Annotated in this window: 13 protein-coding genes and 1 pseudogene; 10 read left to right on the top strand and 4 right to left on the bottom strand. The window is 55.7% G+C overall.

The annotated features are described in order from the left end of the window. Positions 1-40: 40 nt before the first annotated feature. The 5 genes and pseudogenes from F6R97_RS01395 to F6R97_RS01415 all read left to right on the top strand — a co-directional run bounded on the left by F6R97_RS01395 (position 41) and on the right by F6R97_RS01415 (position 4,310). The gene (locus tag F6R97_RS01395) at positions 41-682 is read left to right on the top strand and encodes a DUF1345 domain-containing protein (protein ID WP_048393319.1); all 642 of its coding nucleotides are present in this window, start codon (positions 41-43) and stop codon (positions 680-682) included. A gap of 115 nt (positions 683-797) precedes the next feature. Further along, the gene (locus tag F6R97_RS01400; RefSeq protein WP_174160139.1) at positions 798-1,679 is read left to right on the top strand and encodes a hypothetical protein; all 882 of its coding nucleotides are present in this window, start codon (positions 798-800) and stop codon (positions 1,677-1,679) included. 179 nt (positions 1,680-1,858) lie between these two features. Continuing rightward, positions 1,859-2,544: pseudogene (locus F6R97_RS01405) on the top strand (DUF1345 domain-containing protein). A 144-nt stretch (positions 2,545-2,688) separates the two neighbouring features. Beyond that, complete coding sequence (locus F6R97_RS01410; protein WP_038983219.1) at positions 2,689-3,564, top strand: hypothetical protein; 876 nt, start codon at positions 2,689-2,691, stop codon at positions 3,562-3,564. Between the two features lie 263 nt (positions 3,565-3,827). Continuing rightward, positions 3,828-4,310, top strand: coding sequence for a hypothetical protein (locus tag F6R97_RS01415; protein ID WP_083377339.1), 483 nt, complete (start codon positions 3,828-3,830; stop codon positions 4,308-4,310). A 66-nt stretch (positions 4,311-4,376) separates the two neighbouring features. On the opposite strand, the gene F6R97_RS01420 is transcribed toward F6R97_RS01415, so the two are convergent. The 3 genes from F6R97_RS01420 to F6R97_RS01430 form a co-directional block, all read right to left on the bottom strand. Continuing rightward, the gene (locus F6R97_RS01420; protein WP_050683092.1) at positions 4,377-6,629 is read right to left on the bottom strand and encodes an autotransporter outer membrane beta-barrel domain-containing protein; all 2,253 of its coding nucleotides are present in this window, start codon (positions 6,627-6,629) and stop codon (positions 4,377-4,379) included. Positions 6,630-6,857: 228 nt separating this feature from the next. After that, the gene (locus tag F6R97_RS01425; RefSeq protein ID WP_315865885.1) at positions 6,858-8,882 is read right to left on the bottom strand and encodes a hypothetical protein; all 2,025 of its coding nucleotides are present in this window, start codon (positions 8,880-8,882) and stop codon (positions 6,858-6,860) included. A gap of 100 nt (positions 8,883-8,982) precedes the next feature. After that, positions 8,983-9,786, bottom strand: a complete 804-nt coding sequence (locus F6R97_RS01430) for a hypothetical protein (protein WP_038983215.1) — start codon at positions 9,784-9,786, stop codon at positions 8,983-8,985. 217 nt (positions 9,787-10,003) lie between these two features. Here F6R97_RS01430 and F6R97_RS01435 point away from each other — a divergent pair, with 217 nt between their 5' ends. From F6R97_RS01435 to F6R97_RS01455, 5 genes are all read left to right on the top strand, one after another. Next, entirely contained in the window at positions 10,004-11,029 is a 1,026-nt protein-coding gene (locus F6R97_RS01435) for a LacI family DNA-binding transcriptional regulator (RefSeq protein ID WP_315865886.1), read from the top strand. 166 nt (positions 11,030-11,195) lie between these two features. Beyond that, entirely contained in the window at positions 11,196-11,978 is a 783-nt protein-coding gene (locus F6R97_RS01440; protein ID WP_315865887.1) for an AP endonuclease, read from the top strand. Beyond that, positions 11,971-12,960 carry a sugar kinase gene (locus tag F6R97_RS01445; RefSeq protein WP_315865888.1) on the top strand — a complete coding sequence of 330 codons (990 nt, stop codon included), beginning with the start codon at positions 11,971-11,973 and terminating at the stop codon, positions 12,958-12,960. Before F6R97_RS01440 ends, F6R97_RS01445 begins: the two co-directional genes overlap by 8 nt. Positions 12,961-13,061: 101 nt before the next feature. Beyond that, positions 13,062-14,348: an MFS transporter gene (locus F6R97_RS01450; RefSeq protein ID WP_315865889.1), complete on the top strand. Its 1,287-nt coding sequence runs from the start codon at positions 13,062-13,064 to the stop codon at positions 14,346-14,348. 21 nt (positions 14,349-14,369) lie between these two features. After that, positions 14,370-15,347, top strand: coding sequence for a 2-hydroxyacid dehydrogenase (locus tag F6R97_RS01455; protein ID WP_038983724.1), 978 nt, complete (start codon positions 14,370-14,372; stop codon positions 15,345-15,347). 125 nt (positions 15,348-15,472) lie between these two features. Here the strand turns inward: F6R97_RS01455 and F6R97_RS01460 are convergent, their stop codons facing one another. Further along, the gene (locus F6R97_RS01460) at positions 15,473-16,660 is read right to left on the bottom strand and encodes a pyridoxal phosphate-dependent aminotransferase (RefSeq protein ID WP_050683088.1); all 1,188 of its coding nucleotides are present in this window, start codon (positions 16,658-16,660) and stop codon (positions 15,473-15,475) included. Positions 16,661-16,680: the final 20 nt, after the last annotated feature.

Raw genomic sequence — 16,680 nt, forward strand, 5'->3', positions numbered from 1 at the left:
TGCGCTATGGTGCAGAGACGCGCCGTCAAAGTGAACTTCCATGCCCCTACTCGCCCGCACCCACCCTCGCCTGTCCGCCGCTGCCACACTCGGCGTCGCGGTAGGTATTCTGGCTCCGGCCGATTCGATCCTCGGCAAAATCCTCATCGGCTGGAACGCCGGGGTCTGGACCTATCTGGTGCTGATGCTCTGGCTCACCATGCGGGCCAAGGCCCCGGACGTCAAACGCATTGCCGAGGTCGAAGATGAAAACGCCGGTCTGGTGTTGCTGCTGGTGTGCATCGCGGCACTGGCCAGCCTCGGCACGATCACCTTCGAACTCGCCGGCAGCAGGGACCTGGAAACCACCCGCAAACTGCTGCGCTACGGTTTCACCGCATTGACCGTGATCGGCTCATGGCTGCTGATCGGGGTGATTTTCAGCGTGCACTATGCCCGGCTGTATTACACCTGGAACGGCAAGGAACCAGCACTGCGTTTTGCCGAAGAGTTGAAAACCCCCAATTACTGGGACTTTCTGTACTTCTCGTTCACCATCGGCGTGGCCGTGCAGACGGCCGATGTGGGCGTCGCCACGCGGGAGTTGCGCAAGATCGTGCTGGCGCAGTCGTTGATCGGGTTTGTGTTTAATACGGCTATTTTAGGGTTTTCGATCAATATTGCGGCGGGGTTGTTTGGCTGATACACCTGTCAACTCTGACAGTTACGCCGGTTTTCCCTAATCCTTATGCTGAGACTCCCGCCGGACATCCAGCCCGGTGAATGGACCAATGGCTCAACAGCCAGGGAGCACAGTAATGGACGTCAAAAAGCCCCGCCAATCCACCGGAACAATGTCAGCGACCATCAGCTACTACGACGAAGAGTTCGTCGGAGGGAGTGACTTCGCCATCGTAGAGTATCCCGACCGTTTTTTTCTCTATGCACGTATGGACTTGCCCAATGGCGAGTGGAGATACCTTTCAATGTGGATACCGGCGAATATTGCGAATGATGGGTCAGAAATTGTCTTGCAGTTAAAAATGAATCCGGAACCGAACATTGAGGCACGGGCAAACTACGACCGGTTTACCCCAGATTTTGGAATCCAATTGGGGTCGCGATCCGGGGAACTGAGAATACGCTACGACGGGGCAACCGCCCGAATGCATGGATCCTTCTGGTATGAAGGCGTGTTTGGCGCGGACGAGATCGAGGTGACCGTGACCAATGGCAACTTTGATTTGACTGGCATAACCGCCGGAGTCAGGGAGAACAACCAGCGAACCGACAGCGGCTCATTCACCGCCGACAGTGCCTGGGGCAAGTTCATTGCCGATCAGGTGAGCATCGAATCTAAAGAGCTGCCTGGGGATCCCGTCGGTTATTGGGAAGTCATCGGGCGAATGGATAGGGACGATGGGTTTCCAGGGCTCCCATCCCATATCATGCTGTTTATCAAAAAGGACATACCCGGTTATGAACACGACTTGGAGAAAAACGATGACGTATGGGTCCATTACTTCAGGCCAGATCACGGTGGCGGCCATCTATCTGTCAAGGGTACCCTCAGTTTCACCTCGTTGCCCGGCTCAGGCCATGCGAAGGGGAAGTTAGCTGGGTTCTTCCAGCAAGGTGAGGAGGAACCTGTCGAGGTAAAGGGCGAGTTTGACATCAAGGACGAAGTCGCTCAGTCCTGATGTCTATCGCATCAACAACCGCTAGCCACCGGACACCTCGATAGATGCATTTTTTGCACCTATCGAAGTGGCTGGAATTAGTTGATCAAGACAAACAGAGATATTGACTGACCGGACAAGTCGGATCGCCGCATCGCTCGCTCCTGCAGGGAATTATCGGCCTTATCGTTGTGGTCATAATGGACGGCGTTGGGGCTATCGTGTTTGAAAAAAAAACCGACACATCGAACCTCCTCGCCCGCACCCACCCTCGCCTGTCCGCCGCTGCCACACTCGGCGTCGCGGTAGGTATTCTGGCTCCGGCCGATTCGATCCTCGGCAAAATCCTCATCGGCTGGAACGCCGGGGTCTGGACCTATCTGGTGCTGATGCTCTGGCTCACCATGCGGACCAAGGCCCCGGACGTCAAACGCATTGCCGAGGTCGAAGATGAAAACGCCGGCCTGGTGTTGCTACTGGTGTGCATCGCCGCACTGCCAGCCTCGGCACGATCACCTTCGAACTCGCCGGCAGCAGGGACCTGGAAACCACCCGGAAACTGCTGCGCTACGGTTTCACCGCGCTGACCGTGATCGGCTCATGGTTGCTGATCGGGGTGATTTTCAGCGTGCACTATGCCCGGCTGTATTACACCTGGAACGGAAAGGAACCGGCGTTGCGTTTTGCCGAAGAGTTGAAACCCCCCAATTACTGGGACTTTCTGTATTTCTCGTTCACCATCGGCGTGGCGGTGCAGACGGCCGATGTGGGCGTCGCCACGCGGGAGTTGCGCAAGATCGTGCTGGCGCAGTCGTTGATCGGGTTTGTGTTCAATACGGCGATTTTGGGGTTTTCGATCAATATTGCGGCGGGGTTGTTTGGCTGAAACTGATTGTGCGCAAGCTTCAAAGCGGCCGGTTACCCCTATCAACTCTGACAGTTACGTTGGTTGCTCATAGCTCATACGCTGTGGTTTTCCACTGGTTTCAGTGGATTGCCAGACGGCTAAAGGGCCAAGGAGCACAGAGTGATGGACAGCAAAATTCCCCGCCAGACAACCGGCACCATGTCGGCCAGCATTGACTACTTCGACGAACGTTTCGAAGGATCGAGTGACTTCGCCATCGTGAAGTACCCTCAGCGGTTTTATGTCAAGGCACGTATGGACCTGCCCGATGGTAATTGGCGATACATTTCAATGTATTTACCCGCCAGCATTCCCGATGATGGATCGGAGTTTGACTTGTCATTAGTGATGAATCCGGAATTGAACACTCAAGCCCGGGCAAACTACGAACAATTTTCGCCTGAAGGCGGAAGTCAATGGGGATCAGCGTCCGGCCAACTCAAAATGAGTTACAACTGGAAAACGGCCCAAATGGAAGGTGATTTTCAGTTCGAATCCAGGGCTGGCTCCCCTACGATCGAGATCAGTGCCGGTCAGTTCGATTTGACGGGGATCACCGACGGCGTAAAGCACAGTAGTTCTCTCACCGGTAGCGGAACCTTCCAGGCCGCCAGCCAGGAGTGGGGCCCCTTCAATGCCGATACAGTAGGCATCGAACGTAAAGAGATCCCCTTTGATCCAGTCGGTTACTGGGAGATCGTCGGCCGCATGAATATGGACAATAAGGTTCCGCCAACCCAATCCCATATCGCGCTATTTATCAAAACAAACGTGGAGGGGAAAGAGCACCAGTTAAAGGACAACAATGACGTTTGGGTCACTTACTTCAGGCCACACCACGGCGGGTTCTTTCAAGCCATCAGGGGTAGCCTCTCGTTCAAATCGCTGCCCGGAACAGGCCATGCCGAGGGTACGTTGATTGCGTATTTCAACGAGGACGGGAAGGAGATTCTGGTAAACGGTGAGTTCAGTATTAAAGACAACGTTCCCAAGCCCTGATGTCCATCGCATCGATAAACCGTCAGCCTCAGGGTGACGGTTTTGCCCTTCCCCCTGCAAACCTTCCAGGCACTCCCCCCGCACAGGCATGACAGCCATCTGATCGGCGTCACCGATACCCCAGATAAAAATCACATTAATGGCGCCCTGTAAACTGCTAAGTCTGACAGTTTACAGGGCAGGTCCATTAGCGGTTTGATACATCATCCCGGAAGTTATCTTTAATAGCGGGATATCTTGTCATGACTATGGAGACCGTATTGATGAACATGATCACGCAAAGAAAAAGACAAGCAGTTAACGCCGGTACCTGTACCGGGATGATAAACAACGCAGAAGCATTTAACGCAGGTCTGGTGGAACTCTCGGAGCGCCTTTTCCCGCTACCTCATGGCGAGGCTTACGTCATGTTTGCCCGGCAACGCGACTCGGAACCGGATTACACGACAAAAGAACTCACCCTCTCTTTTTCCAAGGGCCTTGCCAATGACACCTACGACCTGGTGCCGAATTCACATCGCGTACGACTGACCTTCGCTGACAATAGCGACCCAGCCAAGCCTGTTATTTATACCCAACGCGAGGGAACAGCCGAGCTGGAATATGACGACTCCACCGGCATTTTTTCCGGCGATTTGAAGAGCGTCATCGTTGAAAATCGGGACGATGATGTTCTTAAAGAGTTGACTATGGATGTGGTCTTTTCGGCAAAGGGCAACATCACCATGTCGAGTCTAGCTGCATAACCGTTTGATCCAAACATTAAAAAGGAAGCCTAGGCTTCCTTTTTAATAATCATCCAACAGAATTATTTACCACTTATAACGAAAGCCAACGTTGACACCAAAAGGCTGCTCAAAATTCCGGCCGTTACTGTAGTCAAAATCCGCGTGCATGTGGAAATTTGACGTCATCGAGACAGCCACCCCGGCACCCAACTCAGCCCGAGAACCGGACAGATCGTTATTAAAGACATTATTGTTAACCTGAACTTCATTGCTCTTCGCGAACTCATGAGCCCACGCGGCGCGCAGGTAAGGCTGCAATACACGCCCATGCTCCAGTGCAATATTTCGCCCTGCGGTAGCCCCCACCTTTCCGATAAAGGAACGCGTACGATCCCCTTCAGCCTGCAAATCGTTGTCCAGGGAAAAGTCCTTGCCTTGAATGACCACCGCAGACCATTGGGTGAAGGGCTCAAGGAAGTTGCCATTGGCGAAGCTGATATGGCGTCCGAACTCGATGGAGCCTCCCAGCCCTGAGTTGTCATAGTCGCCCTTGGCCCGGCCCCCATCGCTCAAACCAACTTTCGCTTCATTGCGAAAACGGTTCGCCTTCAACACGCCGTCGAAATAATAACCGGTCTGGGGATCGAGCCAGGTGGCGTAAGTGCCCAGGTAGTAACTGTCCACACTCCCTGAGGTGCCAGCGTTCAGGTCAAGGTCGGATTTACTGTGACCGGCCATCACACCCACCAGCCATTGGCCGTCTCCGACAGGCAGCGGCGCATCTGCGCCCAGGGTGAAACCTTGTTGGGTTTGTTGGTACCCGACGCCAGAGCCATCGGCAATGTTGTACTTGTTACCGTAGGTGCGGCCCCAGGCGCCCGCTTTACCGCCATTGAATCGCAACTCCCCCATGCGGGTGCGCAACGACGTCAACTCGCCTAACCACACGGTCGATGCGGTGTTGAATAGCGCGAGTACCGAACGTGTGCCTGGGCTGACCGTGCGGGTGCTCGGATCGAGAATCCAGTCATTGCCACTTTTTGCCAGCCCGTAGGAAAACGCCCCAAGATCGACCGCGCCGTTGACCAGAGAAAACTGTGCATCGCCACCCGTGGTTTGAACCACGCGAATAGGCTGGCCGGCGGCCGGATCTACGCCGCTACTGGCAATCAACAATTCATGGTTGCCAGTGGCGGTCCCTGTGACATTCAGTAAATCTGTCTGGCCCGTAGCGAAATCTGTGCCCATTACGAAGCGGCCATTGCCTGAAAGGTTATTTACGTTCAATTGATAGAATGCGTTATCAGCGCCGAAAACCACTGAACCGCCGTTGTTTAGAATAAGACTCTGGACTTGGCTGTCATCCACCAGTACCCATTTGGAACTGTCATTGATGGTGGTGCTGGTCACATTTTCAAGGCGACCGGTCAAGACCGAATTACTCTGTAAAGTCAGGTGGGTGGTACTGCCTTGCTCGGTAACGATGTTACCCGTCAACGTACTGCCATTAACGGTCATGGAGGTATTGGCACCACCCCTCACATCCAACAGAGTATCGTTGCCCGCCAGCAAGCGGGAATTGTTCAGGGAGATGGTCGCTGTCGAGGTCGCGGCATTGGCAAAGTCAACCAGGATCGCCGAACCGGTGTTCCCCTGAACGGTCGTGTTTTCAACGACAAGTACGGTGGGTTGAACGTCATTCGGGTCAAGATCGATGAGTACACCGTTTTGCCCACCAACGATTGTGCTGTTTCTGGCGGCGGCCTGCCCACTGCGCAACCGAAGCCCGTAACTCGAGGCACCGGTGCCTTGGATGGTTGAATCGGTGACGTCCAGAGTGCTATGGGCACTGACCAGGGCGCCCCCCGTCACACCACTAATGGTGCTGTTGCCTGTCACGGTAACCCTGGAGCCGGTCGGAGTAGCGATATTACGAACCGCCTGCAGTCCTACGCGATTACCAGTAATAGTGCTGTTGTCGATAGTGCCGTCACTGTTGCTCAGCAGAACAGCGGCGAGACCGCCGACGCCTGAAACGGTCGCCCCGCTCAGATTGACGCTTGAGCCATTGCTGGCCGAAATCTGCTGAGTAGTGCCACCGGTGTTTACGTTTAGTGTCGAATTGTCGGAAGTGATGCTGAGCGTTTGCGCGCCATTGACTGTCAGCGTTGCACTCTGGCTAAGGTCCCAACTTTCTGGTGTGCCGCCATTAATAGTTACATTTCCCCCAACGACAGGCGCAGCGGTTGCAAATGAAGTGAAGCACGCCAGCAACGAAGGACACAGCAATGTATACCCGGTTGAATTTCTGGAAATAAATGAAGATTTGCCTCGCATAGTAGACACCTGCCTGAATAAAACTCGAGCGCTGGGCACTCTCGGAGATGAGCGGGCCAGCTATTTGAGGGTCGCTAGGCTATCTGGGAATTTCACAAAGTTCTGTAGGATTTATCCTAATTTAATACGCGAAAATTCCTTCAGAGTTTTTCTTGAAACGTATGCAAATGCATTACAACAGTACGACGGGTATTTTCTCCCGTCGCACTGTTACAAGCCAGTCTTTATCTATGGAAGAGGATGCACTTCTTCACAGAACTGGCCCTCACTATTATCCAGATCCAACCGATGAACAGCAGCCAGTGATTCAGGTGTTGGATTATTTCCTGCACCTCCGCGCGAAATTGTATAGGTGATTCTGGCATTTGCAGCGTGTGCCGGTCTGAAGTCTTCCATGTAGTCACCTATACTAATGAGGGCGCCATCGTCAGGATATGTGCCAGAAATTTCGAACGTAGCTTCGGCATCTGTATCAGGAATTGGCACTGCCGGGTCAGTGGTGTATGCATAATATTTCAGAGTAATTGTTTCACCATCAACCGTGTATTGATTTTTAAGCACGCGCACCAATAGATTTCGCCTGGCAGTCCCATCCCCTGGATCCAGCTCCGAAGGGAAGTTCAAAGTGGTGCAACCAATTCTTTTAAGTGGACCTGCAAGCTTTAATACTTCCGGCGCAGCCATTTCAATTGGAAATTCTTCTACAACGATATCCTTGGTACGGGACTGTGTCGGATTAACACCGGTTGGCGTATACAATGTGTAACGCAAGATTTTGGTGCCACTTTGTTGGGCAAGCACGGTCGCCCAAGGCAGTGGCACAGAAAGCGTGGTGCCTTCCTCTCCTGTTGTCAAAGGAATAGGTGAACCGATCTTGACATCATTATAGAAAACATCAATCAGCCAGCCCTCTTCAGTAGGAGGAGCATCAAAAATCTTAATACGAATCTGTATTCCATTGTCGCCGAAGTCCGACTCCAATATTTCATCAATGCTACCGCTTGTCGTTGTCAGACTGGGCGCTTCCAACCCGATAAGAATTGGATCAGGGCCAATGAATGAAATATCAAACTTTATGTCGACATTACTTGTGGCTATCTCACGGACACCTCGAAACATTTTATAGCTAACGTTTATAATTACCGTCCCGTCGGTGTTGCCATAAACTTCTTTTACAAGATCATAGCTCGCAAAAAATGTTAATTTAACTTCAGCTCCCACTCTTTGCTCTGGACCAACAGGTTTGCCTCCCAAGTAAGCAACGATTGTGTCACCTGGCGCGTTTGGCGTCGGCACCATAACGTCGATTTGCACACCTCTTGCATCGAATTGAGTGTCAGCCAGATCGATCAGATCATCGCCACTTTCACCATTCGCCAAAGGAAGCACTGGAGGCAAGACCGTGTCAGGGTCCGGGTCAGGCAAAAAAACTACATTCCGCTGGCTGAAATTTGATCTCTTTCCCACATTCCCCGGCAAGTCTGTCGCTCTGTATATAAGCTGATTGGCACCCTCATCCCCATTTTTAAATACATCGGCAGGAATTAATGCCTCCCTTAAAGTGTTCAATGCGCCTTCAAACACTGGCGGGTCACGATCCGGATCAGGTGCAGGCCCCCAGTAGAACTTGTAAATATCAGTCTCATGATAAGTGGGAGAAGTAGCAGGCTTTACAAGGATCCCAGACTTGCCTTCAAGATAAGCTTCATCGATCGGGACGGTCGGGCCCAGATCGGCAGGCCACGTTGGTGCACCCGGCGTACGGTCCGATGCCGGACTTTTCACTTTGTAGGGATATGTCAGGTCAATCGTGTACAGAGTTCTATCCGATATACCGTCGTTCGTTCCTCCAGCCCAATAGATGTATCGCATTTCATATTCAGTAGGGGGCTCAGGCGTGAGTGCCTCTATCAAGAAGCTTACTGCAATCTCAAACGGCACTGTCCAATCCCTGTCAGCCACTGGGCCCAACTCAATAAATTGGCCGGGAGCAATATCTATCCAGGTAGCATCTCCTAATTTACGAATCTGAGGTTGTAGAAAATCTTCATCGTCTTCTAGCAATGGCTGGGGAACGACGTACTTCAAGGGCGACAGCAAGTCAGCGATGGGTATCCGTAAGTCGGGCAACAATGTTTGTGCTGGGAAGGTAACCGGCTTGGGAGGATCCGCGAGGGCATCGCCTGCCCTGGTGTATTTTTCTTGAAGCACTGCTCTTCTTGACACTATCGCCTGTTCAACTATTGCGTTCATTTTAACCGTCTCCATACATTTATAATTGAGAGCGCAACGAATTCAGACAGGAATAATCACTTCGTGCGCCTCTGCCTTCTCCACTTATTTCCATGCTCACTCAAGGCCCGCACGGAAGTTCTTCGCCAGGTCTGATCCTGTCTATTTTTACCAATGCGACCTTTGATATCCCTACAAGCCTCATGCCGCGATATACCCGGTACTCAATAGTCGCAGAGGCATTGCTCACCATCGGTTTTATATGAGTGCCGTAAGGCTCGATAACCAAGGAGTACCCTTCGCGGATATCTTGATCACTTAAAGCTGGACGTATGACGCTCTTTCTAGCCTCACTGAGTTCAGGACCACTGCCATTAAGACTTGAGTAGCCTTTCCAGAGCACCTCGCAACGATCTCCGACATTAAAATCCGCGAGCTTTGGAACACTGACTGTGACACCGTCCCATAGTGGAGGAACAGTGTCGCAATTTAGATAACCCCAAGCGTTGACATGAGAAAAAGCGGCTTCCTCAAGATCGACTTTAATAGGAGTATGATCAATGGTCAGTCGCCGACGAATTGAAAATGATGGATTATCAGCAGTATCAAGAAGTTCATACCACAACTCACCTTGCCCATTATTCCGCAGATACTCCGGACCGATATGGATAATGAATTCTGGTTTCATATCCGCTGGCTCGTAGGTATTTTCTATTTTTACCGGCGGCTGTCCTGGTTGTAAAAACCGAACGGTCAGAATGTCCCGTTCTCCCGGTCTGGATGCCGGTTCGTCCCACAAGGGGATTACCACATCAATGCCCGTGAGCAGCAATGGAAGTGGGATATACCCCTCCGGATCCACATCAGGATCAGCCACACCAGTAACTTTCGGCGCGTCGAATGTAAGTGGTTTACTGGGCGCCATGTCACAAGTCCTCGTGAAAGTATTCTCTGGTGCTGAATAAAATTAAGCGCCGAGTTGAAGCGCATGGCTACTGTCATATCTGACAGGTAAAGCCACCGTTCGTCGGCTTTTTCCTACGCACTGAGGTTCCTCTGACTTGACGGGTCTTTGTGAATGGTGTCTTCTGAAACCGGTTTCAAAGCCATCTACACAAACACCAATAACAAGGTTAAAAACCGTGAACGACTTCTCCGCCGCCCAGCGCAGCCGCGTGACCATGCTCGACGTCGCCGAACACGCCGGCGTCTCCAAGGCCAGCGTCTCGCGCTTCATTGGCGATGACCGCGCCCTGCTCTCCGATGCCATTGCCCTGCGCATCGAGCAGGCGATCAGCGAGTTGGGTTATCGCCCGAACCAGATGGCTCGCGGTCTGAAGCGTGGGCGCACCCGTCTGATCGGCATGTTGGTGGCCGATATCCGTAACCCTTATTCGATTGCCGTGATGCACGGGGTGGAAACCGCTTGCCGTCAGCACGGCTACAGCCTGGTGGTGTGCAACACCGATCGCGATGACGAGCAGGAGCGTCAGCACCTGGCGTTGCTGCGTTCGTACAACATCGAAGGCTTGATCGTGAACACCCTCGGTCATCACCGCGATGAACTGCGCGAACTTCATCAGGAAATGCCCATGGTGCTGGTGGATCGCAAGGTCGATCAGCTCGAGAGCGATCTGGTGGGGCTGGATAATCCGGCCGCTGTCGAGATGGCAGTTGCCCACCTTGAAGAGCGCGGTTATCGCGATGTGCTGATGGTCACCGAACCTTATGACGGCACCAGTTCGCGGATCGAGCGGGTCAGCAGTTTCAAGGCGCAGATCGAGCAGCGTCCGGCGCTCTCGGGCGCGGTGGTTGAAACCGGCGACGATCTGACCGCCCGTTTGAAAACCTTTCTGGAAACTCCTGGCCCTGGCCCGAAAGCGCTGTTTTGTGCCAACGGTATCGCCGCGCTGGCCAGCACCCATTCGTTGCGTGAGTTGAAGTGCAACCTGTTCGAGGATGTCGGGCTGATTGCCCTGGATGATCTGGATTGGTATCCGTTGGTGGGCAGCGGGATTACCGCCCTCGCCCAGCCGACGGCGGAGATTGGCGCGAGTGCGTTTGAATGTTTGCTCAAGCGACTGCGTGGGGATGACGGGCCGGTGCGGAACCTGGATTTTCCGGCGCGGCTGATTGTTCGAGGGTCGACCCTGGGGAATCTTTGGTGAATGTTCAGGCCTCTTCGCGGGCAAGCCCGCTCCCACAGGTTTTGTGAACGCCATAGATCCCTGTAGGAGCGAGGCTTGCCCGCGAAGAGGCCCTAAAGAACACCCCACAACTCAACATCAATATTTTTTTGACCAAAAATGAAACCGGTTTCAGAGGTGAATAACAATGAACAAACCACCCGTTTCCATCAGCCTGTCCAGCTACGGCGCGGACCTTGTACGCCAACGCGGCCAAGGCAGTTTTATCGATGTGTTGGCCGCCGCCGGTGCCACGCGCATTGAATGGCGCGAAGAATTGCTGACCCATGAGAGCCCGCAACAACTGGCCGAGGACACTCAATCCCAAGGTCTGGAAAGCATCTATTCCTCACCGATGGAATTGTGGCTGGCCGGGCATTCGACACCCAATCCTGAACTGGTCTCGACCCTGAAGCGCGCTGAGGCATTCGGCGCCCGATGGCTGAAAGTATCCCTGGGTTATTTCACCGACAATAACGATCTGCAAACACTGGCGCTTCAGCTGCAGCAGAGCCCGGTGCAACTTCTGGTGGAGAACGACCAGACGCTGCACGGCGGCCGAATCGAACCGTTCCAGTGCTTCTTCGCCGACGTCGAGCAACACCATCTGCCGATCAAAATGACCTTCGATATCGGCAACTGGCAATGGCAGGACCAATCCGCCGCCAGCGCCGCGCGGTTGCTTGGTCGACATGTCGGTTATGTGCACTGCAAAGCGGTGGCGCGCCGGGCCGACGGCAAACTGGTGGCGGTGCCTCCGGCCGCCAGCGATCTGCATCTGTGGGGCCAATTGCTGCAGCACATGGATCACGGTGTGATGCGCGCGGCGGAGTATCCGCTGCAAGGCGATGACCTGGTGCAGTTGACCACCGAGCATGTCGCCGCCCTCGCCCGCCTCGGTCAATCCCGCCTGGAGTCTGCTCATGTCTGAGATCGATATTCTGTCGTTCGGTGAAACCATGGCGATGTTCGTCGCCGAGCAGAACGGCGAGCTGGCTGACGTCGGCCAGTTCCACAAGCGCATTGCCGGGGCCGACAGCAATGTCGCCATTGGCTTGTCGCAGTTGGGTTTTAACGTCGCCTGGCTGAGCCGGGTGGGCGCGGACTCGCTCGGCAGGTTCGTCATCGATACGCTGGAAAAACAAGGCCTGGATTGCAGTCATGTCGAGGTCGACCCGGCGCACCCCACCGGTTTTCAACTCAAGTCTCGCGCCGATGATGGTAGCGATCCGGTTGTCGAGTATTTCCGCCGTGGCTCGGCGGCCAGTCATTTGTCGGTGCAGTCCATTGCGCCGCAACTGCTCAATGCCCGGCACTTGCACGCCACCGGCATTCCCCCGGCCTTGTCGGCATCGGCCCGGGAAATGTCCTTCGAGCTGATGACTCGCATGCGTAATGCCGGGCGCAGCGTGTCGTTCGACCCGAACCTGCGCCCGAGTCTGTGGGCCAGCGAGCAACAGATGATCACCGAGATCAACCGCCTCGCCGCCCTCGCCCATTGGGTGCTGCCGGGTTTGAGCGAAGGGCGTTTGCTGACCGGTTTTGAAGACCCCGCTGACATTGCGGCGTTTTACCTCGACCAGGGTGCTGAAGTCGTGGCGATCAAGCTTGGGCCGCACGGCGCGTATTACCGAACCCGGCTGGATGAAGGTTTAGTTGCTGGCGTGCCGGTGGAAACGGTGGTCGATACGGTAGGTGCCGGTGACGGGTTTGCCGTCGGCCTGATCAGCGCCCTGCTGGAAAACCACAGCGTTGCCCACGCCGTGCAGCGTGCCAACTGGATCGGAAGCCGCGCGGTGCAGAGCCGTGGGGATATGGAGGGGTTGCCCAGCCGAGTCGAAATGTTCGCCGAATTTGAGGACGCCGTTCGCGGGCAAGCCTCGCTCCTACAGGGATCCGCGCAAATCCTGTAGGAGCGAGGCTTGCCCGCGAAGAGGCAATAACAATCACCGCAAAAAACTGATTTAAAACCGATACCTGCTGCGACAAAAACAACAAGCTCAGGAGCATCACTATGAAAACCGCAACACTGGCCACCCGCCGCTGGTGGTACATCATGCCGATCGTGTTCATCACCTACAGCCTGGCGTATCTGGACCGCGCCAACTATGGATTTGCCGCCGCCTCTGGAATGGCTGCGGACCTGATGATCACCCCCGGGCTGTCGTCCCTGCTCGGTGCGCTGTTCTTCCTCGGTTACTTCTTCTTCCAGATCCCCGGCGCGATCTACGCCCAGAAGCACAGCGTGAAGAAACTGATTTTCGTCAGCCTGATCCTCTGGGGTGGCCTGGCGACCTTGACCGGGATCGTCTCCAACGCCTACTGGCTGATCGTGATTCGCTTCATGCTCGGGGTGGTAGAAGCCGCGGTGATGCCGGCGATGCTGGTGTACCTGTGCCACTGGTTCACTCGCGCCGAACGCTCGCGCGCCAACACCTTCCTGATCCTCGGCAACCCGGTGACCATGCTCTGGATGTCTGTGGTCTCGGGCTACCTGATCCAGCATTTCAGCTGGCGCTGGATGTTCATCATCGAAGGACTGCCGGCGGTGTTGTGGGCGTTTATCTGGTGGCGGCTGGCCGATGATCGTCCGGCTCAGGCCAAGTGGCTGAGCGACCAGGAAAAGCAGGACCTGGAAAGTGCCCTGGCCGCTGAACAGGTCGGCATCAAAGCGGTGAAAAACTACGCCGAAGCCTTCCGCTCGCCGAAAGTGATCATCCTTGCGTTGCAGTTTTTCTGCTGGAGCATTGGCGTCTACGGTTTCGTGTTGTGGCTGCCATCGATCCTCAAGGCCGGCGCGCAGATGGACATGATCGAAGCCGGTTGGCTGTCGTCGTTGCCGTACCTGGCCGCAGTGATCGGCATGCTGCTGGTGTCCTGGGGCTCGGACAAACTGCAGAAGCGCAAACGCTTCGTCTGGCCACCGCTGCTGATCGCCTCGATTGCGTTCTATGGCTCCTACGCTTTGGGCGCGGAACATTTCTGGTGGTCCTACACGCTGCTGGTAATTGCCGGCGCCTGCATGTACGCCCCCTACGGGCCGTTTTTCGCCATCGTCCCGGAAATCCTCCCGGCCAACGTCGCCGGTGGCGCCATGGCGTTGATCAACAGCATGGGCGCACTCGGTTCGTTTGGTGGTTCTTATCTGGTGGGTTACCTGAATAGCTCCACCGGATCGCCCGGTGCGTCTTATCTGCTGATGAGCGGCGCCCTGCTGCTGTCGGTGGTGCTGACAATTTTCCTCAAACCCGGCGCCAGTGACCGGGTCGCTGTGCCCCGGTCAGTGGCGGCTCATTCTTGATTGGATGTAGAGATGATGACGATGAAAAAGCAGGTTGTGCTGTACAAGAAACTCTCGCCGCTGCTGATGGCTCGTTTGCATGAGCAGACCGAGGTGACGCTGATCGACAACCTCGACGCCGAGGGTCTGGCAAAACTGCGCCAGGCCCTGCCCTGCGCACACGGGTTGCTCGGCGCCAGTCTGAAACTGGACGCCGGATTATTGGATCTGGCGCCGAATCTGGAAGCCATTGCCAGCGTGTCCGTCGGCGTCGACAACTACGACATCGACTACCTGACCGAACGGCGAATCCTGCTCAGCAACACCCCTGACGTATTGACCGAAACCACCGCCGACACAGGTTTCGCGCTGATCCTGGCCACCGCCCGGCGCGTGGTGGAACTGGCCAACATGGTTCGCGCCGGCCAGTGGAACCGCAACATTGGCCCGGCGCATTTCGGCAGCGATGTGCATGGCAAGACGCTGGGCATCATCGGCATGGGGCGCATTGGTGAGGCGCTGGCGCAGCGCGGGCATTTCGGTTTTGGGATGCCGGTTCTGTATCACAGCCATTCGCCGAAACCGGCGGTGGAACAGCGATTCAACGCGCAATACCGCAGCCTGAGCGAGTTGTTGCAGCAGGCCGATTTCGTTTGCCTGACGTTGCCGCTGACTGCTGAAACCGAAGGGTTGATCGGCGCTGAACAATTCGCCCTGATGCGTCCGGAGACGATCTTCATCAACATTTCCCGGGGCAAGGTGGTAGATGAGCCAGCGCTGATCGAGGCGTTGCAGCAGAAGCGGATTCGCGCGGCGGGGCTGGATGTGTTCGAGCGGGAGCCGCTGGGGCAGGACTCGCCGTTGTTGCAGTTGAACAACGTGGTGGCGACGCCGCACATTGGGTCGGCGACGCATGAGACGCGGGAGGCGATGGCCCGGTGTGCGGTGGATAATCTGTTGGCGGCGTTGGCTGGGGAGCGGCCGGCTAATTTGGTGAATGCCGGGGCGTGGCAGTCTTAAGAAATTTAGCGTTTATCAGGCAGCCATCGCGGGCAAGCCCGCTCCCACAGGGATCTATGGCGTTCACAAAACCCTGTGGGAGCGGGCTTGCCCGCGATGGGGCCGGCCCAAACAACACAAATCAGTCAGGCCCGCCGCACCTGCAGCAACTCCGCCGCACACGAGGCAATCCGCTGGCACGCATCCGCCAGCCTCACCTGATCCACCACCAGGCCAATGCGAATATGCCCCGCCGCGCTAGGCCCGAAGGCTTCGCCGGCCAGCACCGACACGCCATACACTTCAAGCAGCCGCTCGGCAAAATCTTGAGCACCGAGCCCGGTCTGGCGCACATCGACCATCACGAACATTCCGCCATCGGGTTTGATCGGCCGGATGCCCGGGCAACTGCTCAACCTCGCGCACACCAGATCGCGACGCTGGCGATATTCCTCGCGCATCAGCGCCACTTCCGGCAAGTCCTTATCGAGCGCTACTTGCGCGGCGTTCTGGACGAAATCCGGAAGGCCGAACAGCATGCACAACGACAGATGCATCACGTGGTCGGCCAGCGCTTTGGGGCCGATCATCCAGCCTACTCGCCAGCCGGTCATGGCATGGGATTTGGACAAACTGTTGAGGGTCGCGGTGCGCTCGGCCATGCCCGGCAGACTGGCCGGGCTGATGTGCTCGCCCTCATACAACAGATCGCTGTAGACCTCGTCGCTGATCAGCCAGAGGTCATGCCGCACGCACAGCGCCGCCAGCGCCTTCCAGCTTTTTAACGACAGACTGGCACCGGAGGGATTGTTCGGGCTGTTGAGCAAAATGACGCGGGTTTTCGGGGTGATCAGCGCCGCAACATCTGCCGGTTCGACCCGAAAGCCGTTCTCCGGACACACCGCCACCGGCACCACGCTGGCGCCACAGGCGCCGAACACACCTTCATAGGTCACGTACATCGGTTCGGCGACGATCACTTCGTCGCCAGGATCGAGCAGGCATTGGGCAACCGAATACACCGCGCACTGCGCACCGGGCAGCACGATCACATGGTCGGCATCCACCTCCTGACCGCTGCGCCGCTGATGACGGCTGGCGATGCTGCTGCGCAGTGTGCGGGTACCGCGTACATCCGAGTAATGGGTGTCGCCAGCCAACAGGCTGTCGATGGCGGCGTGGACGATGGGCAGCGGCGTGTCGAAATCCGGATCGCCGATCGACAGCAACAGCACGTCGACGCCCTGCTCGCGCAATTCCAGCGCTCGATCGTGAATCTTCCAGGCTGCCGCTCCGTCACCGGCGATTCGTTGGGTCAAGGCTGAATAGCGCATGTACTTCTCCTAACGCGCGA

This window comes from Pseudomonas sp. JV414, assembly GCF_032424305.1.
GTDB lineage: Bacteria > Pseudomonadota > Gammaproteobacteria > Pseudomonadales > Pseudomonadaceae > Aquipseudomonas > Aquipseudomonas lini.